We start from the raw sequence: 23,580 nt of genomic DNA, 5'->3' as shown, positions 1-23,580 counted from the left end.
TAAAGAGCCCTTGCTACTCCACACACCGTGATTCTGAACCGAGTTCAACACAGAAGATTGTAGATCACCCCTCCTCGCCCCCCACTCCACGGGGGCTGTGCGGTCGAATAACAATTTTTCGCGGCGTGCAATTAAGGCTGGATACTCATATCGCTGGTACAAATAACCAATGCGACGGGGATGAGTTCGCAGGTGGTTCTCTTCAGCCGTGGTGTCGTGTCATTAGTCGTCATCTTGATTATTGGCGCGTTATTGCTACGCGTCAGTAAAACCCGCCGCGCGATGGTCATTGCCGGGGAAGCCCCTGAATCTGGTACTACGCTGGCGGGTGTGATTTATAGCGGCGTCAGCATCGCTGTTTTGATCTCGATTTTTGGCCTGCTGGTCGGTTACATGTCTTCATCGGGCGTCAAATGGACGAATCTGGCCTGGATCGTCAGTGCGTTGTCGGTGGGGATCGGCTTCGGCTTGCAGGAGATCGTCAAGAACTTCGTCTCCGGGTTAATTCTGCTCACCGAGCGTTCGGTCAAGGTCGGCGACCTGATCAGCATCAGTGGGGTTGAAGGCGATATCCGGCGGATCAATGTCAGGGCCACCGAGATACAGCTCAGTGACCGCTCGATCTTGATCGTGCCCAACTCCCAGCTGATTTCCCAGAACCTTCCCAATGTGACCATTGGCGGTAGCGCCCAAGGGGTGTCCACACTCGAGCTGGTGTTCCCTCTGGATATCGACCCCGAACAAGTCAAAACCCTGCTGTACACCGCCTAATTGCAGATCCTGAAGCGATTGAGTGCGGCCGGCATCGAATTGGCCAAGCCTGTTCCTGCGCCATGACATTAACGACTGCGCTTCAGCGTTTCACTCGGCAATTCCTTAAATAACGCCCGATAACTGCTGGAAAATCTTCCTAAATGCCAGAACGACCAACGCATCGCGACATCTGCCACCGTGGTGTCCTTGGCCGTGCGGCTGAGCAGTTCTCGGCGCGCACTGTTGAGTCGACGCAAGCGCAGCCAATGGGTCGGGGTCATCCCGGTATAGGCCTTGAACGCATGCTGCAATTGACGCAGTGAAACCCCGGCGACCTGCGAAAGCTCCAGCAGGTTCAGGGTTTCTTCCGGGGCATCAGCCGCCCACTCACCGATGCGTTTCATCACCGATCGCTCTTCGGCGCGGCGCTGTAGACCTCCGCGATCAAGGCACACACACGCGTTGTCGAGGATGTACAGGCAGTCTTCCAGCAACTGCTGGGTCAACGCGTCCTTGCTCGGTGGATCGAGCGTCTGCGCCAGTCGGGTTAACGTCCCGCTGAGCCAGCGACTGAACAGCGCGTTCTGTCCCGAGTTCAGTGGCGCCATGAACAGGCCTTCGAGCCTGGCCACATTCAGACCGTGACGCTGAACGAACGCCGGACCGAACACCACGGCGATTTCCTGGTAGTTCTCCGGGGTGATCCAGATGTTGCGGCTTTCACCATTCAACACGTAGAGCGCGTTGTCGCTGCGATCGAAACAGAACGCCAGCGAGCCTTCAGGGGCGCTGAAATTCTGTTCGACCCGCGTGTTCATGTGTTCCTCGTAAATCTCCACGCCTTGCAGGTCCAGATAGCGCACCCTCCCTGCGAAATGTCCCGGCGACATTTGCTGATAATGCTGCACCCAACCCGGTGTGGCGCGGATTTGCTCGGCCACGTCGGCGGTGTTGAACGCTTGGACTTGTAAGGGGTTGCACGTTGTCATGGGTGACCTTACGCACTCGTTTGGTGCGTTTTGGTGCTGCTGAAAGTGGATAGATAGAACGTCAAGGCTCGCCCAAGATAGTCGTCAACGCGCCACAGGGGAAGTGTGTGGTGGATGAAACCCGCCTCCCCGGCGTTAATAAAACCAATAACGAGGTCTTTATGAATGTCCCTTTCGATCAGTTGCTCACGTGGCTGAAAGATCACAAGATTACCGAAGTCGAGTGTGTGGTCAGCGACTTGACTGGCATTGCACGCGGCAAAATTGCACCCACCAACAAGTTCCTGCATGAGCGAGGCATGCGCCTGCCGGAAAGTGTGCTGTTGCAAACGGTAACCGGGGACTTTGTCGATGACGACATCTACTACGACCTGCTCGACCCGGCTGACATCGACATGGTTTGCAAGCCCGTTTCCGACGCGGTTTACGTGATTCCATGGGCCATCGAGCCCACCGCTATCGTGATTCACGACACCTTCGACAAGTTCGGCAACCCGATCGAGCTGTCGCCGCGCAACGTACTGAAGAAAGTCCTGCAGCTGTACACCGACAAAGGCTGGCGGCCGATTGTCGCGCCGGAAATGGAGTTTTACCTGACCCAGCGCTGCGAAGATCCGGACTTGCCGCTCAAGGCGCCGCTGGGTCGTTCGGGGCGTGCGGAAAGTGGTCGCCAGTCGTTTTCCATCGACGCCGCCAACGAATTCGACCCGCTGTTTGAAGACGTTTACGACTGGTGCGAACTTCAGGGTCTGGACCTCGATACCTTGATCCACGAGGACGGCCCGGCGCAGATGGAAATCAACTTCCGTCATGGCGACGCACTGGACCTGGCCGACCAGATCACCGTGTTCAAGCGAACCCTGCGCGAGGCGGCCCTCAAGCACAACGTCACCGCGACCTTCATGGCCAAACCGATTGGCGATGAGCCCGGCAGCGCCATGCATATCCACCAGAGCGTCGTGGACATCGCCACCGGCCAGCCGATCTTTGCCGATGCCGACGGGCAGATGAGCGAACTGTTTCTGCACCACATCGGTGGCCTGCAAAAGTACATTCCCAAAGTGCTGCCGATGTTCGCGCCCAACGTCAATTCGTTCCGCCGCTTCCTGCCGGACACTTCGGCGCCGGTGAACGTCGAATGGGGCGAAGAAAACCGTACCGTGGGTCTGCGTGTGCCGACCTCCACACCCGATGCGATGCGCGTGGAAAACCGTTTGCCGGGGGCCGACGCCAACCCTTATCTGGCCATCGCAGCGAGCCTGTTGTGCGGGTACCTGGGCATGGTCGAGCGCATCGAACCCAGCGCTGCGGTGCAAGGTCGCGCCTATGAACGGCGCAACCTGCGCCTGCCGATCACCATCGAAGACGCGCTGACGCAGATGGAAGAGTGCGAAACCATCGGCCGCTATCTGGGCAGCAAATTCGTCCGCGGCTATGTGGCGGTCAAGCGCGCCGAACACGAGAACTTCAAGCGCGTGATCAGCTCGTGGGAGCGTGAGTTCCTGCTGCTCAGCGTCTAGCACTTGATCGTTCCCACGCTCTGCGTGGGAACGCCTCACCGGACGCTCCACGTCCGTTTTGGGACGCAGAGCGTCCCGGGCTACATTCCCACGCAGAGCGTGGGAACGATCATTCGAAGAGGTGTCGATATGCGTCTATTGAAATCCGTGGTTCCGGTCGCACTGGCGTTGTTGTTCAGCGCCGTTGCGCAGGCTCAGCCAACGGTCAGCGTCTACAACTGGACCGATTACATTGGCGAGACCACCCTCGTCGACTTCCAGGCGAAAACCGGGACCAAGGTGATCTACGACGTGTTCGACTCCAACGAAACCCTGGAAGGAAAATTGCTCGCCGGCCGCACCGGGTATGACGTGGTGGTGCCATCCAACCACTTCCTCGCCCGCCAGGTGAAAGCCGGTGCGTTCCTGAAGCTTGATCGTTCGCAACTGCCCAACTTTAAAAACCTCGACCCGAAACTGCTGGCGCTGCTGGAGAAAAACGATCCGGGCAACGAGCACTCGGTCCCATACCTGTGGGGCACCAACGGCATTGGCTACAACGTCGACAAGGTCAAACAAGTGCTGGGCATCGATCACATTGATTCCTGGGCAGTGTTTTTTGAACCCGAGAATCTGAAGAAGCTCAGTCAGTGCGGTGTGTCGATGATGGATTCGGCCGATGAAGTGTTCCCCGCGATCCTCAACTACATGGGCATGGACCCGCGCAGTGAAAACCCTGAAGACTACAAAAAAGCCGAGGCCAAGTTGCTCAGCATCCGGCCTTACATCACCTACTTCCACTCGTCCAAGTACGTCTCGGACCTGGCCAACGGTGATATATGCGTGGCCTTCGGTTACTCGGGGGACGTGTTCCAGGCCGCGAATCGGGCCAAGGAAGCCAAGAACGGCGTGAACATCGCGTACGCGATTCCCAAGGAAGGCAGTAACTTGTGGTTCGACCTGCTGGCGATCCCCGCAGACGCCAGCAACCCGAAAGAAGCTCACGCCTTCATCAATTACCTGCTCGACCCGCAAGTGATTGCCAAGGTCAGCGCCTCGGTCGGTTACGCCAACCCGAATCCGGCGTCCAAGCAGTACATGGACCCGGAGCTGGTCAACAATCCTGAGGTATACCCACCGCAGGAAGTCCTCGACAAACTCTACATTTCGACCACCCCGCCCCAGGCAATCATGCGTTTGATGACCCGCTCCTGGAGCAAAGTGAAGTCCAACAAATGAATCAGTACAGCAACGAACATGCTCGCTCCTATTACGCGGCGTCGGCCTATGGCATGGCGCCCTACCCCTCGCTGGCCGCAGATCTTGAAGCCGATGTCTGTGTCATCGGCGGCGGCTTTACCGGCGTTAACACCGCGATCGAACTGGCTCAGCGCGGGCTCTCGGTCATTCTGCTGGAGGGCCAGCGGATCGGCTGGGGCGCCAGCGGGCGTAACGGCGGGCAGCTGATCCGCGGTATCGGGCATGACGTCAGTGGTTTCGCCCGCTACATCGGTGAGGACGGCGTGCGTTACCTTGAGCGTGCGGGCGTCGAATCGGTAGCGCTCGTGGGTAACCGCATTCGTGAACATGGGATTGATTGCGACCTGCGCTGGGGGTTCTGCGAATTGGCGAACACCAAAGCGCAGTTCGCGGCGTTCAAGGTTGAGCAGCAAGGCCTTGTCGAATCGGGCTACGCCCACGAAACCCGACTCGTCGGGCCGGAGCAAATCCGTCAGCAGGTGGTGAACTCCGGCGTGTATGCCGGCGGTCTGGTCGACATGGGTTCCGGTCATTTGCACCCGCTCAACCTGGTGCTCGGCGAAGCGCGGCTCGCCGAATCTCTCGGGGTGCAGATTTTCGAGCAAAGCCCGGTGCTGGAGTTGATCCATGGCAGCACCGTGCAGGTTCGCTGTGCCGGCGGCACGGTACGCGCCGGCAGCCTGGTGCTGGCGTGCAACGCTCACCTGGAAGAACTCGAACCGAAACTGAGCGGCAAGGTGCTTCCGGCAGGCAGCTACATTATCGCCACCGAGCCGTTGACGCCCGACGTTGCAGCGCAATTGATCCCGCAGAATCTGGCGCTCTGCGACCAGAAAATCGGCCTGGATTATTACCGGCTCTCGGCAGATCGACGCTTGTTGTTCGGCGGGGCCTGCCATTATTCCGGGCGTGATCCGGCGGACATCGAAGCTTACATGCGCCCGCACATGCTCAAGGTCTTCCCGCAACTGGCCAACGTGCGCATCGACTATCAGTGGGGCGGCAAGATCGGCATCTCGGCCAATCGCTTCCCACAGGTCGGGCGCTTGAGCCAGCACCCGAACGTGTTTTACGCCCAGGGTTACTCCGGTCATGGCCTGAACGTGACCCACTGGTGCGCGAAGCTGTTGGGCGAAGCGATCCATGTCGGACACAGTCAGGGCTTTGACGTGTTCAGCGCCGTGCCGCACATGACCTTTCCCGGCGGACCTATGCTGCGTTCTCCGCTGCTGGCGCTCGGCATGTTCTGGTATCGCCTGCGCGAACTCCTGGGCTGACCGCCCTCCACCCTCGCGGTGCCCTAGCGCACCGCCCCTACTTATCCCATTGAGCAGCCTTTTAATTTGCTCAATCGCGAGGCGCTTCTATATTGAGGAAGTGCTCTGACTTCCCTGTGTCCTCGCGAGTGCGGCCTATGGCTACGACTGACCCACTGATCATCTGCGAGCACTGCGACTGCGTGTATGAAAAAGTCACGCTCGCCAAACATCAGAAAACCCTTTGTATGCGCTGCGGCGGCGTGCTGCAGCGCTATAACGGCCTGTCGGTGGAGCAGCGATTGGCCCTGACCTTCACCGCCGCGGTGCTGTGGATTTTCGCCAATTTCTATCCGGTTATGAGCATCAGCCTCAAGGGCCTGAAAAACAGCGCGACGCTCTGGGATTCGGTGCTGGCCCTGAGTCATGGGCCGATCACGTTTATTGCCATGGTGGCGGCAATTTCTATCATCATCGCGCCCATTTTCCAGTTAGTCCTGCTGATCTGGGTCCTGAGCTTCGCGCTCGTGCAGCGACGCTCGCCCGCTTTCAGGTTCTGCATGCGCTGGCTGGAAATACTCCGGCCCTGGAGCATGCTGGAAGTGTGCTTGCTGGGGGCCATGGTGGCGGTGTTCAAACTCGCAGGTTTGCTCGACGTGCTGCCCGGGATTGGCCTGTTTGCCCTGGCGGTCCTCAGCCTGATGATGATCCGCCTTGCCGGACGGGATATTCGCGATCTGTGGGACATCCTATGAACGCGCCACCGACCGCCAACGAACTCAACCTCTGCCTGTGTCACCGCTGCGGCCTGGCCTGCGACATGACCCATGACCCCCATGAATGTGAACGCTGCGGTGCGCCGCTGCATCGGCGCAAAAGCAACTCCCTGACCCGGACCTGGGCTTACCTGGTGACATCGCTGGTGTTCTACATCCCGGCCAATCTGCTGCCAGTGATGAACACCACTATGCTCGGCTCCGGTGCCGACAGCACCATCATGAGCGGTGTGCTGGAGTTCTGGCAGCACGGCGCCTGGGACATTGCTCTGATTATTTTCATCGCCAGCATCGCGGTGCCCGGCGTCAAGTTTGTCGCCCTGACGCTGCTGCTGGTCACCGTGCAACGCGACAGCTCATGGGCGCGCAAAGAGCGTTCGAAGCTCTACCGATTCGTCGAGCTCATCGGCTACTGGTCGATGCTCGACGTGATTGTCGTCGCGCTAGTGGCAGCGCTGGTGAAGTTCCAGGCGCTGGGCGATATCGAGCCGCGCGTGGGCATTCTGTTTTTTGGCCTGGTGGTGGTGTTCACCATGCTCTCGGCCATGAGTTTCGACCCACGCCTGATCTGGGATAAAAAAGAGCGGCATCACCCAAACGAGGAGGTCAAGGATGAAGTCGCAAGCCACTGACGCGCCGCAAGTCCCCGGTCAGGCCCCTGTCAAAACCCGTCGTTTCAGCGTTTCGCTGGTATGGATCGTGCCGATCGTCGCGGTGCTGGTGGGGATTTCCCTGGTCGTACACACCATGATGCAGGAAGGTCCGACCATTACCGTCACGTTCAAAACCGGTAGCGGCCTGACAGCCAACAAGACCGAGGTCAAATACCGCAACGTGGTGATCGGCCATGTCTCGGACGTGGAACTGAGCAACGATCAGAAGAGCGTCAACGCCACCATCAAACTGGCCAAGCAGGCGGAAAGTTTCACCCGCGAAGACTCGCAATTCTGGGTCGTGCGTCCACGTATTGGCGCCGGCGGAGTATCGGGTATCGATACCCTGCTGTCCGGGGATTACATTGGTGCCGACATCGGCCAGTCCAACGCTCGCGCAAAAAACTTTACCGGCCTGGAAAACCCGCCGCCGATTACCTATGGCGAGCCGGGTAAGCGCTTCACCTTGCACACCCAGGACCTGGGTTCGCTGGACATCGGCTCTCCGGTTTACTACCGCAAGATTCCGGTGGGTCAGGTGGTGGCCTATGCCCTGGACGCCGACGGTAAAGGGGTGAACATCGAAGTGTTCGTCCACGCGCCCAACGACGCCTACGTCACTGAAAACACCCGGTTCTGGAACGCCAGCGGGATCGACGTGAATGTCGGCGCCAACGGCTTTTCGGTGAAAACCGAGTCGCTGTCATCCATCCTGGTGGGTGGCATCGCCTTCCGCGCTCCGGAATACAGCCCCAACGATCAACCGGCCACCGAGGAGAAAGCCTTCGATCTGTTCGAAGACCAACTAACCGCCCTCGCCCCGCCCAGCGGCAAGGGACAATTCTTGAGTTTGCGTTTCGATCAGGCCTTGCGCGGGCTCAAGGTCGGTGCGCCGGTGGAATTCCTTGGCACAGAGTTCGGCAGAGTCGTCTCGGTCAATCTGGATTTCGACGCGAAAAAGAGCAGTTTCCCGGTCAATGTCGGCATCGTGATCTACCCGCAACGACTCGGCCAGGCCCACACTAAAATGCTCGAGGCCTTGAAGCATGACCCCAACGACGAAGCCGCAGGCGTACGGCTGATGGGCAGCTTCATCAACAACGGTCTGCGGGCCCAGGCCCGTAGCGGCAATCTATTGACCGGTCAGTTGTACATCGCGCTCGACTTCTACCCCAAAGCGGAGAAAGTCGTGTTCGATCCGACCGCCCGTCCTGTCTCTATCCCCACCATTCCTGGCAGCCTCGAGCAGTTGCAGGAAAAACTGGAGGGCATGGTCAACAAGATCAACCAGCTGCCAATCGAGCGCATTGCCGGCAACCTCGACAGCAACCTCGTCGAACTGCGTAAAGGCCTGGCGCAATTCAACGCCAAGACCCTGCCCGGCGTACAGACGACGCTGGCGGACGTCAGCAAGACCTTGCAATCGGCCAGTTCGACCTTGGCTGAAGACTCGCCGCAACGCGAACAATTAGGCCAGACCCTGGACGAACTCGGACGCATGTCGCGCTCCTTGCGTGAACTCTCGGATTACCTGGGACGCCATCCGGAATCGCTGATTCGCGGCCGTCCCGACAATGCCGCGCCGATGGACCTGCAGGGGCCGCCGCGCAAATGACCACAGGAGCATCACCATGGCTTTTCCGTTGAAGATCACCTTGGTCACCGCGTTGTTACTGCTCACGGCCTGCCGCAGTGAGCCGATCCAATTCCACACCCTGACCCCAGCCCAACCGAGTAGCAACTCAAGGACCAGCGCTGCGGATATCCAGATTGAGGGACTCAGCGTCCCTCCCCAGGTCGACCGCCCGCAGATCGTCATTCGTCAGGGCAACAGCGGCCTGGCCATCCTCGAAACCGAATGGTGGGGCGCGAGCCTGTCGGATGAGTTGCGAACGGCCCTGATCGATCAACTGGTCAACAGCAATCCCCAGCGCAAGGTATCGGTGCGGCTGGACGTGCAACGTTTTGACTCGATCCCCGGCCAATACGCGCTGATTGACGTCAAATGGCGTCTGCGCAATCTCGGCGAAAGCGATAACACGCTGGTCACTTGCCGCAGCACGTTGCAGACACCTTCAGGGCCTTCCATAGATGAACTGGTAGCGGCTCAGCAGAACAACGTCAAACGCCTGGCCGCGCTTATTAACCAGGCAGCGGATGGAACACAAAAAGGTTGCCCGGCGACACAGTGATTTGACGTTTTTTTCTCATTCTGCGCAGTACATTTGCCGCCGCCTCAATCCTGCAAATGATTCGTATTGACCTACAATAATTGACGACCGTCCCGGTTGAATCTACGCGCATGATTTTAAAAAATAACAGGAGCTGCCAACGCATGAATGCCCATTTCCCTTCTTTCCTGAAAACAGCACTGCTGACCACCGCTCTGCTGAGCGCCAGTCACGTGTCTGCAGCCGATACCGATGGCATCGTGGTCTACAACGCCCAACACGAAAGCCTGACCAGATCCTGGATCGAGGGTTTTACCAAGGAAAGCGGCATCAAGGTCACCGTACGCAATGGTGACGACACCGAAATGGGCAATCAGATCGTGCAGGAAGGCGCCGCCTCCCCCGCCGACGTGTTCCTGACCGAAAACTCCCCGGCCATGGTGTTGGTCGACAACGCGGGACTGTTTGCACCGGTTGCGGCGGCGACTCTGGAGCAGGTCGGCGATGCTTACCGCCCGGTCCATGGTAAATGGGTGGGGATCGCCGCGCGCTCCACGGTGTTTGTCTATAACCCGAGCAAACTGCCCGAAACCGAGCTGCCCAAGTCGCTGATGGACCTCGCCGACCCAAGCTGGAAAGGTCGTTGGGGCGCGTCGCCGGCCGGTGCCGACTTCCAGGCCATCGTCGCTGCCGTGCTGGCACTCAAGGGTGAAGCTGCCACTCTGGATTGGCTCAAAGGGTTGAAGGCCAATGCCACGATCTATCGCGGCAACAGTGCGGTACTGAAAGCGGTCAACGCCGGGCAGATCGACAGCGGCGTGATTTACCACTATTACAGCTTCGGCGACCAGGCCAAGACCGGCGAAAACAGCAAGAATACCGTCCTGCACTACTTTAAGCACAAGGATCCAGGCGCGTTTGTCAGTGTCTCCGGCGGCGGCGTTCTGGCGTCCAGCCAACACAAGGAACACGCCCAGGCGTTCCTCAAGTGGATTACCGGCAAAGAGGGCCAAGCCGTCCTCAAAACCGGCAAATCGTTTGAGTACGCCGTGGGCAAGAACGCTGAATCCAACCCCAAACTGGTGCCTTTGCAGCAACTCGACGCGCCGACAGTCGATGCTTCAAAACTCGACAGTAAAAAAGCCGTGGAGTTGATGACTCAGGCCGGACTGCTCTAATTGATGCCTGAAACCTTGCCGGCGGGTGTCGCTGAGGCGATACCCGCGAACTTGCGACGACGATCCCGCGGTATTTTCGCGGGGCGCGGCGGCGCGTGGGTGATCGGTTTGTCGGTGCTGGTGTCGCTGCTGTCGTTGCTGCCGATAGCCTTCGTTATCGGCGTTTCGTTTCAGACAGGCTGGGCGACCCTTGTGCCGCTGGTATTCCGGCCGCGGGTCGCTGAACTATTGATCAACACGGTTTTACTGGTCGTGATCACGATTCCGTTGTGCGTCACGTTAGGCCTGTCTCTGGCCTGGCTGACAGAACGCACCAACCTGCCGGGGCGGCGCTGGTGGTCGTTGTTGGCGACTGCACCGCTGGCGGTGCCGGCCTTTGTTCACAGCTATGCGTGGGTCAGTCTGGTCCCACCGATTCACGGGTTGTTTGCCGGCGTTCTGGTGTCGGTCATCGCCTACTTCCCGTTCCTGTACTTGCCGATTGCTGCGACGCTGCGTCGTCTCGATCCGGCCATCGAAGACGTTGCCGAATCGCTCGGTCTCAAACCCTGGGCGATATTTTTCCGCGTGGTGCTCCCACAACTGCGCCTGGCCATCTGCGGCGGCGCCTTGCTGGTGGGCCTGCACCTGCTGGCCGAATATGGCCTGTACGCGATGATCCGCTTCGACACCTTCACCACGGCAATTTTCGATCAGTTCAAGTCCACCTTCAACGGACCCGCCGCCAACATGCTGGCCAGCGTGCTCGCCCTGTGTTGTCTGGTGATGCTCACCGCAGAATCCGCCGCTCGCGGCACAGCGCGTTACGCCCGGGTCGGGTCGGGAAGCGCTCGCGAGCAGCGGGTTGTGCGCCTGAAATCCGCAGCCACCCTCCTCGCGCTGACACTGCAAATCTCGACCTGCGCGCTGGCGCTGGGCGTGCCACTGGTAACCTTGGGGCACTGGCTGGTCGCCGGCGGTACGCAGGTCTGGCAGATGGCCGAACTTCTGCCGGCGCTGGAACAGACACTGCTGTTCGGTGTTGCGGGTGCCGCCCTCACCACCTGCGCCGCCATCCCGATTGCCTGGTTGTCGATTCGTTCTCCGGGCCGGTTGCAACGTGTGCTGGAAAGCTGCAACTACATCACCAGCTCGTTGCCTGGGATCGTTGTTGCCCTGGCATTGGTGACCATCACCATCCATTTTGCCCGGCCGATTTACCAGACGACGATCACGGTGTTGCTGGCGTATCTGCTGATGTTTCTTCCGCGCGCCCTGGTGAGTTTGCGCGCTGGTATCGCCCAGGCGCCGGTAGAGCTGGAAAACATGGCCCGCAGCCTCGGCCGCTCACCCACCCGGGCATTGTGGCTGATCACCCTGCGCCTGGCCGCGCCCGGCGCTGCAGCAGGCGCCGCGCTGGTATTTTTGGCGATTACCAATGAGTTGACCGCCACCCTGCTGCTCGCCCCAAACGGCACGCGCACCCTGGCCACCGGATTCTGGGCCATGACCAGCGAAATCGATTACGCCGCCGCGGCGCCCTACGCCCTGTTGATGATCCTGCTGTCGCTTCCGTTAACCGGACTTCTTTACCACCAATCCAAACGAACGGCTGGCCGATGAACGCTCTTGAACTCCATTCCATATCCAAGTCCTACGGCGCCCATCAAGCGCTGGAAAGCATCAACCTGTCGGTGCCCGCGGGCAGCCGAACGGTCATCGTCGGCCCGTCCGGCTCAGGAAAAACCACGCTGTTGCGGATGATCGCCGGCTTCGAATTCCCGGACACGGGCCGTTTATCACTCAATGGCCAAACGCTCGTCGACGACACCCACGAAGTCCCGGCGCATCAGCGTTTGATTGGCTATGTTCCCCAGGACGGCGCCCTGTTCCCGCACATGACCGTGGCCGCCAATATCGGTTTCGGGCTTTCGATCAAGGGCGGCGCAAAACAGGAGCGAATCGCGGAGTTGATGGACAGCGTGGCGCTGGATGCAAACATGGCCAACCGTTGGCCCCATGAACTCTCCGGCGGCCAGCAACAACGCGTGGCGCTGGCGCGGGCGTTGGCACAACAGCCGCGCTTGATGTTGCTGGACGAGCCGTTTTCGGCCCTCGACACTGGACTTCGGGGCGCCATGCGCAAAATGGTCGCACGGCTGCTGACAGACGCCGGCGTGACCACCATTCTGGTCACCCATGACCAGAGTGAGGCCTTGTCGTTTGCCGATCAGCTGGCGGTGATGCGCGACGGTCGGCTGGTGCAGTCAGGCCATCCGCTGGATCTTTACCGCTACCCCGACGATGAACAAACCGCGCTGTTTCTGGGGGATGCCGTGGTCATGCCCGCCAGAATCGAAGCCGGCTGGGCTCATTGCGATCTCGGCCGTATACCGGTGAACAACCACCGGAACAACAGATCAGCGCAAATCATGCTGCGCCCCGAGCAACTGCAACTCATCAGCCTCCAGCCCAGCCCGACGAAGGCTGCCGGGTGCCGCGCCGTCGTGACCGAGCGTGATTTCAGCGGCAATACCTGCACGTTGACGGTGGAATTGGAGTCTTTGGTTTGCGGAGAACAGCCTGGTCGATCATTAATGGTGCGCAGTTCGGGCCTGTATGCGCCACCCGCTGGCAGTGCGGTTCACGTCTCGACGATCGGCCATGCCCACGTACTGCGCGAACCTTGAGTCCCGTCCATCAAAGATCGAACCGGTCCACTGCCCGACGCCGTTCGTTGTCATCGCGCACATCGTAGTTGGCCGTCGTCTGGATGTTGCTGTGATGGGCGAGTTTCTGGGCGATCGACAAGTCATGCTCCTCAATCACTCGGGTAATGAACGAACGCCGAAAATCATGCGGCATGATTTTCACCCCGACCTGTGCACCCCGTTGTCGGGCAATGTAATAGATCGCGTGCTTGGTGATGCGCTCGCGGGTGATGTGACTGCCGCGACGAATGCGGTTGAACAGGAACGGATCGTCCGATTCACCCTCCTTCAGCAGTGAGCGCCGCAGTTCCAGCCAGTCATTGAGTTTGGCGAACGCCCAGGCCGGTGCGTACTTGATCAATTGCTTGTTGCCCTTGGCGGTCACACACAGGCTACGCTCGGTGAAATCGATCTGGTTCAGGTCCAGGTTCACCGATTCCGATTTGCGCATCCCCGAACCGTACAAAATCCCGATAATCGCCGCGTCCCGCAGACCTTGTGGTCGTGGATCGGCGGCACAGACCGCCATCAACTCCTGGATTAGCGTGCGCTTGAGGTTGCGCCCCTGGGACAGCCGCGTCCCGGCAATGCCCTTGACCGAACGCATTTTCAGCAAGTGTTCCTGACTGATCAGGCTCATGCGCCACGCTTCGTTCATCACCCCGCGCACCGCGTTGACGTACAGCGAGGAGGTGTTCGGCGCGTAGCCGTCCGAGCGCAAGGTTGCCACTAACGCGATGACCGCTTCAGGTTGCAGGTTGTGCCAGGGAATCTCCTCGACGTTCATGTCTTCGAAGCCCAACCGGTCAGCGGCATCTTGCAAAACGTAACGCATGGTCAGTTGGCTGGAGGGCGCCAGGCGCGCCAGATACAGGGTCAGCGGGTTGGTCTTTGTGGGGATTAAGTCAGTAGCGGGTAAGTCAATCAAACGAAACGGCCTTGAGTAGAAACAGCTCATTAAACAACGAAGGATTGAAACATCCTTCCTATAAAGCGGAACACTTCTGTAAGACTTTCTACTAAAAAACTCGATGAACGGCAGAGGTCAGAACAGTGGCTGTATGACTTTCAGAATAAACAGAGGTGTTGGGCCTGGCGTATGAAGCGCCCGGACGTGGCGTTATACAACACGATAGGCGAATTGAAATATGGCCTTGCCTATTCTGATAGTGCACGGCTGCCCAGGGATGGCAAGCGCCTCGGTGTCGTCATCATCAACTCTCGCCCTGCTCGCGCGCCCGAACTCAGGAGTGCCCCATGAAAATCAGTGTATTTGGTAGCGGTTACGTTGGCCTGGTGCAAGCGGCTGTCCTGGCTGAAGTCGGTCACGACGTGGTCTGCATGGACATTGATGAGAAGAAAGTCGAGCTGCTGCAACAAGGCCACGTGAGCATTTTCGAACCGGGGCTGGCCAGCCTGGTACGCGAAAGCCTGGAAGCCAAACGTCTGCAGTTCACCACCGACGAAAAACTCGCGGTGCAGCATGGCCAGGTGTTGTTCATCGCGGTCGGTACACCGTCCCGGGATGACGGTTCGGCGGATCTGCGGTATGTGCTGTCGGTGGGCGAAGCCGTGGCGCGTCATCGTGAACAACCGGTGATTCTGGTGGAGAAATCCACGGTACCGGTGGGCACGGGTGACACCTTGCGCGCGCACATCGACAAGTGCCTGATCAAGGTAGGCCGGTTGTTGCAGTTCGATATCGTGTCTAACCCGGAGTTTTTGAAAGAAGGCTCGGCCGTGGCCGATTGCCGGCGCCCGGACCGAATCGTCATCGGCTGCGAACGCGATGATGTGCGTGATGTCATGCGCGACCTTTACGCGCCCTTCAACCGCAACCATGACCGGATCATGTTCATGGACCTGCGCAGCGCCGAGCTGACCAAGTACGCCGCCAACTGCATGCTGGCCACCAAGATCAGTTTCATTAATCAGATCGCCGAATTGGCCGAACACTTGGGCGCCGACATCGAATCGGTGCGCCTGGGCATCGGCGCCGATTCGCGCATTGGTTACCACTTTATCTACCCCGGTTGCGGTTATGGCGGTTCGTGCTTTCCCAAAGACATGCGCGCGCTGATCCACAGCGCCGAAGAGGCTCATTGCTCCAGCGATCTACTGCAAGCAGTGGAAGCGATCAACCAGCGTCAGAAGCACAAGCTGTTTGAGCGCATCAACGCGTTCTACAAGGGCGATTTGCGCGGCCGGACCTTCGCCGTGTGGGGGCTGGCGTTCAAACCGAACACCGACGACATGCGCGATGCGCCGAGTCGGGTGTTGCTGGAATCGCTGTGGGCCGCCGGGGCTAACGTCCGTGCGTTCGACCCGGAAGCCATGCAGGAAACCCAGCAGCTGTATCCCGATGAATCCAGACTGATGCTTATGGGCACGCCGGAATCGGTATTGTCCGGCGCCGATGCATTGATCATCTGCACTGAATGGCAGCAGTTCAAGGCACCGGATTTCAATCTGATTCAGCAGCGGCTCAACGCACCGGTGATCTTCGACGGACGCAACCTGTACGACGCCGACCGCCTGGCTCGCGCCGGGTTCATGTACTTCCCGATGGGCCGCGGTGAATCGCGCAATCTGCCGATTCCGCACCAGCAATGGCCAGTGGCTTCGGTTGTTGCTTGATTTGCGCTTTGGTCGTTTTACATTCTGGTGTTCGAACCGATTGAGCGTCGGCACTACGACACTCAGTCTTTCAACCGCGCAGCGTTAGCACGGGTGCAGAAAGAGCCAGCGCCACTGGTGCTGCATGGCATGGGCAAGGACGCCGCGGCGATCAAGTTCATGGTCAATATCGATCAGGACTTACAGCCAGTGTTCACCGAATCAATCCACGAACTGGAAAGTCTTCAGGGCCGCAGTGGCTGATGATGGATAAAAGTGACTACCGCACCCTCTGCAGGGCACGCCTTTGGGAGCGTTGCTGCCCGTGTTGAGCGGGCGCTTCGACAAAAACGATTACGTGTTGCTGCATTCCACTCTGTAGCGCGTTACGCCCGCAGATTCGCTCTCGTCCTACCGGATACCCGGAAACGCCCTACATATACCCGAAGACGTTTTCAATAAGGTGCCCCATCGACAAAAGGAGCGGCACCTACATGGCTAATCACGGCTATATGACCATCACAGGAAAGACTCAAGGACTGATATCGGCGGGTTGTTCAACTCAAGATTCAATCGGCAATAAATGTCAAACAGCGCATACCGATGAAATCATGGTGCTGTCTTACAGTCACAACATGTCCAATATAGGAAACATTAATAAGCCTACACACTGCCCGCTCGTCATCACAAAAAATGTTGACAAGTCATCTCCTCTACTCGCGCAAGCGCTATCAAGTAGAGAGGAAATTAGCTGTGCGATAAGTTTCTACCGAATTTCTTCGTTCGGTCTTCAGGAGAGATTCTTCAGTATTGAAATTGAAGGCGGCATTATTGCCGACCTGACACTTGATATGCCCCACGTAGTTCTACAGAACGATGTCGAGCCTCAAGAGCACGTTGCTATTCGTTACCGAGAGATTACATGGAGGCACCATCTGGCAGGAACCAGCGGATACGCTTCATGGGGAAATAACGAATGGGACAATTAAAGAATCGCTGCGAGTCAAGTAGTTGTGATTATTGGGCAGTTAGTAAGGCGGCGGGCAATTTGACCAATCAGGCTTGCACACTGGCTTCTCGACACCTAAAAGATGGCACGTTGCGCTTACAGTTCAATCGCGAAGTTTCTTATTACGCGAGAGGTATTGTTAATGATGTAGCACAGGGGCGGAAAAGTGCTGGGCAGGGTCTCAAGGAAATCAAGAACGAACAGAGTAGTTTGCTGAGCCAGTACTATCTAGAAATTCGGACGGTTATATGCTTGCTCTCGAAAAAATAGTTTCTGCTGCGAGGATGTATATTTTTATCATTGCCTGTTCCTGCTTTCATACAATCTGGATCGCTCTTTTGATTATTGAATTTTTTGAGTTGGATTTCCTCCGGGCTAGAATAGTGGGTGTTATTTGCTTTGTGACTGTGTCTGGATATGCTTTGAAAGTCATGCCAAAAGAGCTACGAAAACTTGAAGGAAAATAAAAAATTTTTCTCCATATGGCCTTTCAACCCAATGCCCTCAAATCAACCTTCAACGCCTGGGCAAACGCCTTCACCAGCGGACTGCGCACGGTGTTGTGGCGAAGGATCAGATTGAACCGGGTGACGATGTGGATCAGGTCCGGGCGCACCGCGCGAAATTTGCCCCTGAGCCACCATCGACGCGGCGAAATGTTGCGGCAGGAAACCCACGAAACGCCCGGGCCTGATCAACAGTGCCACCGCTTCGACCTGGGTGGCTGAGTCAGAAAAGCTGTCGGAGTGGGCGAAATTCAGTATTTTCTTGATGATCGGGATATCGAAGGACTCGGCCCAGGCACCCGCGATCGGCCAGCCCCAGAGTTTTCTCAAGACGCTGGTCACCCTGAAGAACGACCGCACGCTGATCATGTTCACCTGCGACTGCCTGCTCAGTACCGTGGTCCACGGCCGTTTTACCCTATACCTGTCGCCATACCTGCTGGTGACCCACGATTCCAAACGGGCACTGAAAACCATGGCCGCCCTGCTCGCCTGCAACGCCATCAGCGTGATCCTGCTGCAATACCAGATCGGCCGTATCCTCAAGCGTGAACAACTGCGTTACTGGATCGCGAGCGGTACCAGCCTGTTCATCGTCGGCCTGATCGGGTTTAGCCTGGCCGACAGCCTGGTGTCGTGGTGCGTGGCAATGTTCATCTTCACCCTCGGTGAAATGATCATTTACCCCGCCGAATTCCTCTTTGTCGACACCCTGGCCCCGGAAGAACTGCGCGGTAGCTATTACGGCGCGCAAAACCTCGCTGCCCTCGGCGGTGCCCTGAGCCCGGTGATTTGCGGTTTCCTGCTGATGCCCCCCCCGCGCCAACGATGTTCTATGCCTTGAGCGCGCTGGCTGCCATGGGTGGTTCCCTGTGTTTCATGAGTGGTTGTCGAGTGGCATTACAGCAAAATTAATGCACTGAAACTGCATTAATATGAATTTGTCAGCATCAGGAATCAACGGCACACTGCGCCTCGTTCCTCCCCCAACAGTTGGAACTACTTCAAAGGCTTTCTGGGTATCCCAGCTAAGCCTTTTTTTTGCATAGATTTTTGCCAACGGATTGTCTGCCTTATGTTCTCTCGCTGGTTTCCCGCCGCCATCAACACTCGCCCTTCCGAATGGAGCCGGGCCGCCATCGGCATGTCCCTGGGCACACTGTTCAGCGTCTGGCTTTGCAGCCAGGTATTTGGCATGGCAGTGGCGCAACACCTGATCGGTCCGCTGGGCGCATCGGCCGTGTTGCTGTTCGCAGTGTCCTCCGGCGCCCTCGCCCAACCTTGGTCGATTCTTGGCGGCTACCTCAGCGCCGGGGTGGTTTCGCTGCTGGTCGCTCACGTGCTCGGACGAACCCTCGGCAGCGCTAGCCTGGCGGCCGGCATGGCGCTGATTCTGATGTGCTGGCTGCGTTGCCTGCACCCACCGGCCGGGGCCTTGGCGCTGCTGTTGGTGTTGGCAGACCCGGCGACCATTGCTCTGGACTGGAAAGCCCTCGGCCCGGTGATGCTTGGCGCATCGACCCTGCTGCTCAGCGCCCTGGCCTACAACAACCTGACGCGCATTCGTTATCCGAAACGCGCCAGTGAACCGGTGGCCGTGGTGCCGGCGGACCATCCGCCCACCGACAGCCAGGCGATCACCACCCAGGACCTGAAACTGGCGCTGGCTGACATGGAGGCGTTCTTCGACGTTACGCCTGAAGACCTCGAACAGTTGATTCATGCCAGTGAACTGCATGCTAAACGCCGCAGTATTGGTGATGTGTTTTCCAGAAAAGATTGAAGATAAAAAATTCGCTCCAAGGCAAAAACGCAAACTAACCCTGCACATATCCCGGTTGTACAAGGCAAATTTGCACTGTTACGATCCAGCATCGCTCGCGCGCGGGCTTCTCTATAAAGAACAATAAAAGCAGGGAGTTAGTGATGACTGCTCAGGTTTCTTCTCCGGGGACTCAGCCCATGGATGCCACGCAAAACGAAGTGCTGGCCGAGGTTCGCAACCACATCGGTCACCTGACCCTCAATCGCCCCGCCGGCCTCAACGCCATTACCCTGGACATGGTGCGCAATCTGCAGCGTCAACTCGACGCCTGGGCGCTGGATCCGCACGTGCACGCGGTGGTGTTGCGCGGTGCTGGCGAGAAGGCTTTCTGTGCCGGCGGCGATATTCGCTCGCTGTATGACAGTTTCAAAAACGGCGACACGCTGCACGAAGATTTCTTCGTCGAGGAATACGCCCTCGACCTCGCAATTCACCACTACCGCAAACCTGTGCTCGCCTTGATGGACGGTTTTGTCCTTGGCGGTGGCATGGGCCTGGTGCAAGGCGCCGACCTGCGTGTAGTCACCGAGAAAACCCGTTTGGCGATGCCGGAAGTGGCGATCGGTTATTTCCCGGATGTCGGTGGCAGCCACTTCCTGCCGCGCGTTCCCGGTGAACTGGGTATTTACCTCGGCGTCAGTGGCGTGCAGATCCGCGCGGCCGATGCGCTCTATTGCGGCCTGGCCGACTGGTACCTGGAAAGCGACAAATTGGGCACCCTGGACGAGCGACTCGATCAGCTCCAATGGCATGAGACACCGCTGAAGGACTTGCAAGGTCTGCTGGCAAAACTTGCCGTGCAGCAATTACCCGATGCGCCACTGAGCAAGCTACGCCCGGCCATCGATCACTTCTTCGCCCTGCCCGATCTGCCGAGTATTGTTGAGCAACTGCGTGAAGTAACGGTCGCCGACAGTCACGCGTGGGCCACGACCACCGCCGACCTGCTGGAAAGCCGTTCACCGTTGGCCATGGGCGTGACCCTGGAAATGCTCCGTCGTGGTCGGCACTTGAGTCTCGAAGACTGCTTCGCCCTGGAGCTGCACCTGGACCGTCAGTGGTTCGAGCGCGGCGACCTGATCGAAGGCGTGCGCGCCTTGCTGATCGATAAAGACAAGAGCCCGCGCTGGAACCCTCCGACCTTGCAGGCGCTGGACGCCGAGCACGTCGCGAGTTTTTTCACGGGTTTTGAGCAGAGCGGGAGCTGAGCCATGCACGATATCGAATTGAGCGAAGAGCAAGTCATGATCCGCGACATGGCCCGGGACTTTGCCCGCGGCGAAATCGCGCCCCACGCCCAGGCCTGGGAAAAAGCCGGCTGGATCGATGATGGTCTGGTGGCGAAGATGGGCGAGCTGGGGCTGCTGGGCATGGTGGTGCCCGAGGAATGGGGCGGCACCTATGTCGACTACGTCGCCTACGCCCTGGCGGTGGAAGAGATTTCTGCCGGCGATGGCGCCACTGGCGCGCTGATGAGCATTCACAACTCCGTGGGCTGCGGTCCGGTCCTCAACTACGGCACTGAAGAACAGAAACAGACCTGGCTGCCGGATCTGGCCAGCGGTCAGGCCATCGGCTGCTTCTGCCTGACCGAACCCCAGGCCGGTTCCGAAGCCCACAACCTGCGCACCCGCGCTGAACTGCGCGACGGCCAGTGGGTCATCAACGGCGCCAAGCAATTCGTCAGTAACGGCAAACGGGCGAAGCTGGCCATCGTGTTCGCGGTGACCGATCCGGATCTGGGCAAGCGCGGCATCTCGGCGTTCCTGGTCCCGACCAACACCCCAGGTTTCATCGTTGATCGCACCGAACACAAAATGGGTATTCGGGCGTCCGACACCTGCGCGGTAACCCTGAGCAACTGCACGATTCCCGAAGCCAACCTGTTGGGTGAGCGCGGCAAGGGACTGGCGATTGCCCTGTCGAACCTTGAAGGCGGCCGCATCGGCATTGCGGCACAAGCGTTGGGCATTGCTCGCGCGGCATTTGAAGCGGCGCTGGCGTACTCGCGGGATCGGGTGCAGTTCGACAAGCCGATCATCGAGCACCAGAGTATCGCCAACATGCTGGCCGACATGCACACCCGATTGAATGCTGCACGACTGTTGATCCTGCATGCCGCGCGTTTGCGCAGTGCCGGTAAGCCGTGTCTGTCGGAGGCTTCACAGGCCAAACTGTTTGCGTCGGAAATGGCCGAGAAGGTGTGTTCGTCGGCGATGCAGATTCATGGCGGGTATGGGTATCTGGAAGATTACCCGGTGGAGCGTTATTACCGGGATGCGCGGATTACACAGATTTATGAAGGGTCTAGCGAGATACAGCGGATGGTGATTGCTCGGGAACTGAAGCACTACTTGGTGTGAAGCCCAAAAAGCTTCGCGGGCAAGCCTCGCTCCTACAAGGATACGTATTACCCTGTAGGAGCGAGGCTTGCCCGCGAAGGCGTCGGTGAGGACGCTACATTACTTACCCTGGAACTCGGCTTCACGCTTACCAATAAACGCCGCCATCCCTTCCTTCTGATCCTGCGTCGCAAACGCCGCATGGAACACCCGACGCTCAAAGCGCACACCTTCCGACAGGCTCACTTCAAACGCGCGGTTGACGCTTTCCTTGATCATCATTGCAATCGGCAACGACTTCTTGGCAATCAGCGCCGCGACTTTCAACGCTTCTTCCAGCAACTCATCCGCCGGGACAATCCGCGCGACAATCCCGCAACGCTCCGCTTCCACCGCATCGATCAGTCGGCCGCTGAGGCACATTTCCATGGCCTTGGCCTTGCCCACCGCGCGGGTCAGGCGCTGGGTGCCGCCCATGCCTGGCAGTACGCCGAGGTTGATTTCCGGTTGACCGAACTTGGCGTTGTCGCCGGCCAGGATGAAGTCGCACATCAGCGCCAGTTCACAGCCGCCGCCCAAGGCAAAACCGTTGACCGCCGCGATGATCGGCTTGCGGCGGTTGGCCACGCGATCGCTGTCGCTGAACAGGTCGTCGAGGTAGATCTGCGGGTAAGTCAGCTCGGCCATTTCCTTGATGTCGGCGCCCGCGGCGAAGGCTTTTTTCGAGCCGGTCAGCACGATGCAGCCAATGTTCGAATCGGCTTCGAGGCCATCGAGGGCCTGGTTCAGTTCGCTGACGATCTGTGCGTTCAACGCGTTCAAGGCTTGCGGACGGTTCAGGGTAATCAGGCCTACACGGCCATGGGTTTCCAGCAAAATCGTTTCGTAACTCACAGAGCTCTTGTTCATAAATCAGTCCTTCTCAAAGATTGCGCGAAATAACCATGCGCTGAATATCACTGGTGCCTTCGTAGATCTGGCAGACCCGCACGTCGCGGTAGATCCGCTCCAGCGGGAAATCGTTCAAGTAACCGTAACCGCCGAGGGTTTGCAAGGCAGCGGAGCAAACCTTCTCAGCCATTTCCGAGGCGAACAGCTTGGCCATGGAGGCTTCGACCAAGGCCGGTTTACCACTATCTCTTAACGCCGCCGCGTAATGCACCATCTGCCGGGCGACGGCGATCTGGGTTGCCATATCGGCCAGGCGGAACGCTACGGCTTGATGCTCGATGATCGGCTTGCCGAAGCTTTCACGCTCACGGGCGTAGTCGCGGGCCGCTTCGAACGCTGCGCGGGCCATGCCCACCGATTGCGAAGCAATGCCGACACGGCCGCCTTCGAGGTTGGCCAGGGCGATCCGGTAACCTTCGCCCTCCTCGCCCAAGCGGTTGGCCACCGGCACCTTCACGTCTTCAAACAGAATCTGACAGGTGTCGGACGCGTGCTGGCCGAGTTTGTCTTCGACCCGCGCGACTGTGTAGCCCGGCGAATCGGTCGGCACGATCAGCGCTGTAATGCCCCGCTTGCCGGCACTCGGATCTGTCACGGCGAACACGATCACCACCCCGGCGTTCTGCCCGGAGGTGATGAACTGTTTGCAGCCGTTCAACACGTAATGATCGCCTTCCAGACGGGCACGGGTTTTCAGGCCGCTGGCGTCCGAGCCAGCCTGCGGTTCGGTCAGGGCAAAGGCCCCCAACATCGAGCCGCTGGCCAGCGGTTTGAGGAAGCGTTCTTTCTGGTCGTCGTTGCCGTACTTGAGGATCGGTACGCAACCCACCGAGTTGTGCACGCTCATGATGGTCGAGCAAGCGCCGTCGCCGGCCGCAATTTCTTCCAGGGCCATGGCGTAGGCCAGGTAACCGGTGTCGCAACCGCCCCACTGCTCCGGCACCAGCATGCCGAAGAAGCCCAGTTCAGCCATCTCGCCGATGGCTTCCTTGGGGAAGCGATGCTCGCGGTCCCACTCGGCGGCGAACGGTTTCAGCCGTTCCTGGGCAAATTGCCGGGCCGCGTCGCTGATCTGAAGTTGTTCGTCAGTCGGGAGCATAGTGATT

Annotated in this window: 19 protein-coding genes and 4 pseudogenes; 18 read left to right on the top strand and 5 right to left on the bottom strand. The window is 58.8% G+C overall.

Annotated features, from left to right (window positions below; all coding sequences use genetic code 11):
- Positions 1 to 141: 141 nt before the first annotated feature.
- A pseudogene (locus tag QK293_RS15455) lies at positions 142 to 837 on the top strand (mechanosensitive ion channel domain-containing protein); the annotation flags it as partial.
- 2 nt (positions 838 to 839) lie between these two features.
- Here QK293_RS15455 and QK293_RS15450 read toward each other — a convergent pair.
- Positions 840 to 1,742 (bottom strand): helix-turn-helix domain-containing protein, encoded by a 903-nt coding sequence (locus QK293_RS15450; RefSeq protein WP_282378370.1) that lies wholly within the window; start codon positions 1,740 to 1,742, stop codon positions 840 to 842.
- Positions 1,743 to 1,903: 161 nt separating this feature from the next.
- On the opposite strand from QK293_RS15450, the gene QK293_RS15445 reads away from it, so the two are divergent.
- The 10 genes from QK293_RS15445 to QK293_RS15400 all read left to right on the top strand — a co-directional run bounded on the left by QK293_RS15445 (position 1,904) and on the right by QK293_RS15400 (position 13,204).
- Positions 1,904 to 3,262 carry a glutamine synthetase family protein gene (locus QK293_RS15445; RefSeq protein ID WP_282378368.1) on the top strand — a complete coding sequence of 453 codons (1,359 nt, stop codon included), beginning with the start codon at positions 1,904 to 1,906 and terminating at the stop codon, positions 3,260 to 3,262.
- Between the two features lie 129 nt (positions 3,263 to 3,391).
- Positions 3,392 to 4,480, top strand: a complete 1,089-nt coding sequence (locus QK293_RS15440; RefSeq protein WP_282378366.1) for a polyamine ABC transporter substrate-binding protein — start codon at positions 3,392 to 3,394, stop codon at positions 4,478 to 4,480.
- A complete protein-coding gene (locus QK293_RS15435; protein WP_282378364.1) occupies positions 4,477 to 5,778 on the top strand; it encodes an FAD-binding oxidoreductase in 1,302 nt (433 codons plus the stop codon). The genes QK293_RS15440 and QK293_RS15435 overlap by 4 nt, the downstream gene beginning before the upstream one ends.
- A 137-nt stretch (positions 5,779 to 5,915) precedes the next feature.
- Entirely contained in the window at positions 5,916 to 6,512 is a 597-nt protein-coding gene (locus QK293_RS15430; protein WP_282378362.1) for a paraquat-inducible protein A, read from the top strand.
- Positions 6,509 to 7,165 (top strand): paraquat-inducible protein A, encoded by a 657-nt coding sequence (locus QK293_RS15425; RefSeq protein WP_282378360.1) that lies wholly within the window; start codon positions 6,509 to 6,511, stop codon positions 7,163 to 7,165. Before QK293_RS15430 ends, QK293_RS15425 begins: the two co-directional genes overlap by 4 nt.
- Positions 7,146 to 8,801 carry an MlaD family protein gene (locus QK293_RS15420; protein WP_282378357.1) on the top strand — a complete coding sequence of 552 codons (1,656 nt, stop codon included), beginning with the start codon at positions 7,146 to 7,148 and terminating at the stop codon, positions 8,799 to 8,801. The genes QK293_RS15425 and QK293_RS15420 overlap by 20 nt, the downstream gene beginning before the upstream one ends.
- Positions 8,802 to 8,817: 16 nt before the next feature.
- Complete coding sequence (locus QK293_RS15415) at positions 8,818 to 9,378, top strand: PqiC family protein (protein WP_282378355.1); 561 nt, start codon at positions 8,818 to 8,820, stop codon at positions 9,376 to 9,378.
- 143 nt (positions 9,379 to 9,521) lie between these two features.
- Entirely contained in the window at positions 9,522 to 10,535 is a 1,014-nt protein-coding gene (locus QK293_RS15410; RefSeq protein WP_282378353.1) for an iron ABC transporter substrate-binding protein, read from the top strand.
- Between the two features lie 3 nt (positions 10,536 to 10,538).
- Complete coding sequence (locus QK293_RS15405) at positions 10,539 to 12,137, top strand: iron ABC transporter permease (protein ID WP_282378351.1); 1,599 nt, start codon at positions 10,539 to 10,541, stop codon at positions 12,135 to 12,137.
- The gene (locus QK293_RS15400; protein ID WP_282378349.1) at positions 12,134 to 13,204 is read left to right on the top strand and encodes an ABC transporter ATP-binding protein; all 1,071 of its coding nucleotides are present in this window, start codon (positions 12,134 to 12,136) and stop codon (positions 13,202 to 13,204) included. Before QK293_RS15405 ends, QK293_RS15400 begins: the two co-directional genes overlap by 4 nt.
- Positions 13,205 to 13,214: 10 nt before the next feature.
- Here the strand turns inward: QK293_RS15400 and QK293_RS15395 are convergent, their stop codons facing one another.
- Positions 13,215 to 14,060: a tyrosine-type recombinase/integrase gene (locus QK293_RS15395; RefSeq protein ID WP_282378489.1), complete on the bottom strand. Its 846-nt coding sequence runs from the start codon at positions 14,058 to 14,060 to the stop codon at positions 13,215 to 13,217.
- 422 nt (positions 14,061 to 14,482) lie between these two features.
- On the opposite strand from QK293_RS15395, the gene QK293_RS15390 reads away from it, so the two are divergent.
- From QK293_RS15390 to QK293_RS15380, 3 genes and pseudogenes are all read left to right on the top strand, one after another.
- Positions 14,483 to 15,862, top strand: coding sequence for a UDP-glucose/GDP-mannose dehydrogenase family protein (locus tag QK293_RS15390; protein ID WP_282378346.1), 1,380 nt, complete (start codon positions 14,483 to 14,485; stop codon positions 15,860 to 15,862).
- Between the two features lie 3 nt (positions 15,863 to 15,865).
- Positions 15,866 to 16,223, top strand: a pseudogene (locus QK293_RS15385) (glycosyltransferase); the annotation flags it as partial.
- 112 nt (positions 16,224 to 16,335) lie between these two features.
- The gene (locus tag QK293_RS15380) at positions 16,336 to 16,830 is read left to right on the top strand and encodes an Hcp family type VI secretion system effector (protein ID WP_282378344.1); all 495 of its coding nucleotides are present in this window, start codon (positions 16,336 to 16,338) and stop codon (positions 16,828 to 16,830) included.
- Positions 16,831 to 17,340: 510 nt separating this feature from the next.
- Here the strand turns inward: QK293_RS15380 and QK293_RS15370 are convergent.
- Positions 17,341 to 17,611 (bottom strand): annotated as a pseudogene (locus QK293_RS15370) (LysR substrate-binding domain-containing protein); the annotation flags it as partial.
- Here QK293_RS15370 and QK293_RS15365 point away from each other — a divergent pair.
- The 4 genes and pseudogenes from QK293_RS15365 to QK293_RS15350 all read left to right on the top strand — a co-directional run.
- Positions 17,607 to 18,271: pseudogene (locus QK293_RS15365) on the top strand (MFS transporter); the annotation flags it as partial. The pseudogenes QK293_RS15370 and QK293_RS15365 overlap by 5 nt on opposite strands.
- 160 nt (positions 18,272 to 18,431) lie before the next feature.
- Entirely contained in the window at positions 18,432 to 19,139 is a 708-nt protein-coding gene (locus tag QK293_RS15360; protein WP_282378342.1) for an HPP family protein, read from the top strand.
- Positions 19,140 to 19,282: 143 nt separating this feature from the next.
- Positions 19,283 to 20,389, top strand: coding sequence for an enoyl-CoA hydratase/isomerase family protein (locus QK293_RS15355; RefSeq protein ID WP_282378339.1), 1,107 nt, complete (start codon positions 19,283 to 19,285; stop codon positions 20,387 to 20,389).
- A 3-nt stretch (positions 20,390 to 20,392) separates the two neighbouring features.
- The gene (locus tag QK293_RS15350) at positions 20,393 to 21,544 is read left to right on the top strand and encodes an acyl-CoA dehydrogenase family protein (RefSeq protein WP_282378336.1); all 1,152 of its coding nucleotides are present in this window, start codon (positions 20,393 to 20,395) and stop codon (positions 21,542 to 21,544) included.
- 99 nt (positions 21,545 to 21,643) lie between these two features.
- Here QK293_RS15350 and QK293_RS15345 read toward each other — a convergent pair whose 3' ends face one another.
- Both QK293_RS15345 and QK293_RS15340 read right to left on the bottom strand, forming a co-directional pair.
- Entirely contained in the window at positions 21,644 to 22,417 is a 774-nt protein-coding gene (locus tag QK293_RS15345) for an enoyl-CoA hydratase (protein WP_282378487.1), read from the bottom strand.
- 28 nt (positions 22,418 to 22,445) lie between these two features.
- Positions 22,446 to 23,573, bottom strand: a complete 1,128-nt coding sequence (locus tag QK293_RS15340; RefSeq protein WP_282378334.1) for an acyl-CoA dehydrogenase — start codon at positions 23,571 to 23,573, stop codon at positions 22,446 to 22,448.
- Positions 23,574 to 23,580: the final 7 nt, after the last annotated feature.

The organism is Pseudomonas sp. AL03, assembly GCF_029960815.1.
Classification (GTDB): domain Bacteria; phylum Pseudomonadota; class Gammaproteobacteria; order Pseudomonadales; family Pseudomonadaceae; genus Aquipseudomonas.
This window is presented reverse-complemented; position numbering and strand designations above follow the sequence as displayed.

Bases quoted from the DNA above. Each gene is read 5' to 3' on its own strand.
- QK293_RS15420 (WP_282378357.1), top strand. From the start codon at position 7,146: ATGAAGTCGCAAGCCACTGACGCGCCGCAAGTCCCCGGTCAGGCCCCT.
- QK293_RS15440 (WP_282378366.1), top strand. From the start codon at position 3,392: ATGCGTCTATTGAAATCCGTGGTTCCGGTCGCACTGGCGTTGTTGTTC.
- QK293_RS15410 (WP_282378353.1), top strand. From the start codon at position 9,522: ATGAATGCCCATTTCCCTTCTTTCCTGAAAACAGCACTGCTGACCACC.
- QK293_RS15405 (WP_282378351.1), top strand. From the start codon at position 10,539: ATGCCTGAAACCTTGCCGGCGGGTGTCGCTGAGGCGATACCCGCGAAC.
- QK293_RS15380 (WP_282378344.1), top strand. From the start codon at position 16,336: ATGGCTAATCACGGCTATATGACCATCACAGGAAAGACTCAAGGACTG.
- QK293_RS15390 (WP_282378346.1), top strand. From the start codon at position 14,483: ATGAAAATCAGTGTATTTGGTAGCGGTTACGTTGGCCTGGTGCAAGCG.
- QK293_RS15435 (WP_282378364.1), top strand. From the start codon at position 4,477: ATGAATCAGTACAGCAACGAACATGCTCGCTCCTATTACGCGGCGTCG.
- QK293_RS15445 (WP_282378368.1), top strand. From the start codon at position 1,904: ATGAATGTCCCTTTCGATCAGTTGCTCACGTGGCTGAAAGATCACAAG.
- QK293_RS15350 (WP_282378336.1), top strand. From the start codon at position 20,393: ATGCACGATATCGAATTGAGCGAAGAGCAAGTCATGATCCGCGACATG.
- QK293_RS15430 (WP_282378362.1), top strand. From the start codon at position 5,916: ATGGCTACGACTGACCCACTGATCATCTGCGAGCACTGCGACTGCGTG.
- QK293_RS15415 (WP_282378355.1), top strand. From the start codon at position 8,818: ATGGCTTTTCCGTTGAAGATCACCTTGGTCACCGCGTTGTTACTGCTC.
- QK293_RS15395 (WP_282378489.1), bottom strand. From the start codon at position 14,060: ATGCGTTACGTTTTGCAAGATGCCGCTGACCGGTTGGGCTTCGAAGAC.
- QK293_RS15355 (WP_282378339.1), top strand. From the start codon at position 19,283: ATGACTGCTCAGGTTTCTTCTCCGGGGACTCAGCCCATGGATGCCACG.
- QK293_RS15400 (WP_282378349.1), top strand. From the start codon at position 12,134: ATGAACGCTCTTGAACTCCATTCCATATCCAAGTCCTACGGCGCCCAT.
- QK293_RS15425 (WP_282378360.1), top strand. From the start codon at position 6,509: ATGAACGCGCCACCGACCGCCAACGAACTCAACCTCTGCCTGTGTCAC.
- QK293_RS15340 (WP_282378334.1), bottom strand. From the start codon at position 23,573: ATGCTCCCGACTGACGAACAACTTCAGATCAGCGACGCGGCCCGGCAA.
- QK293_RS15450 (WP_282378370.1), bottom strand. From the start codon at position 1,742: ATGACAACGTGCAACCCCTTACAAGTCCAAGCGTTCAACACCGCCGAC.
- QK293_RS15360 (WP_282378342.1), top strand. From the start codon at position 18,432: ATGTTCTCTCGCTGGTTTCCCGCCGCCATCAACACTCGCCCTTCCGAA.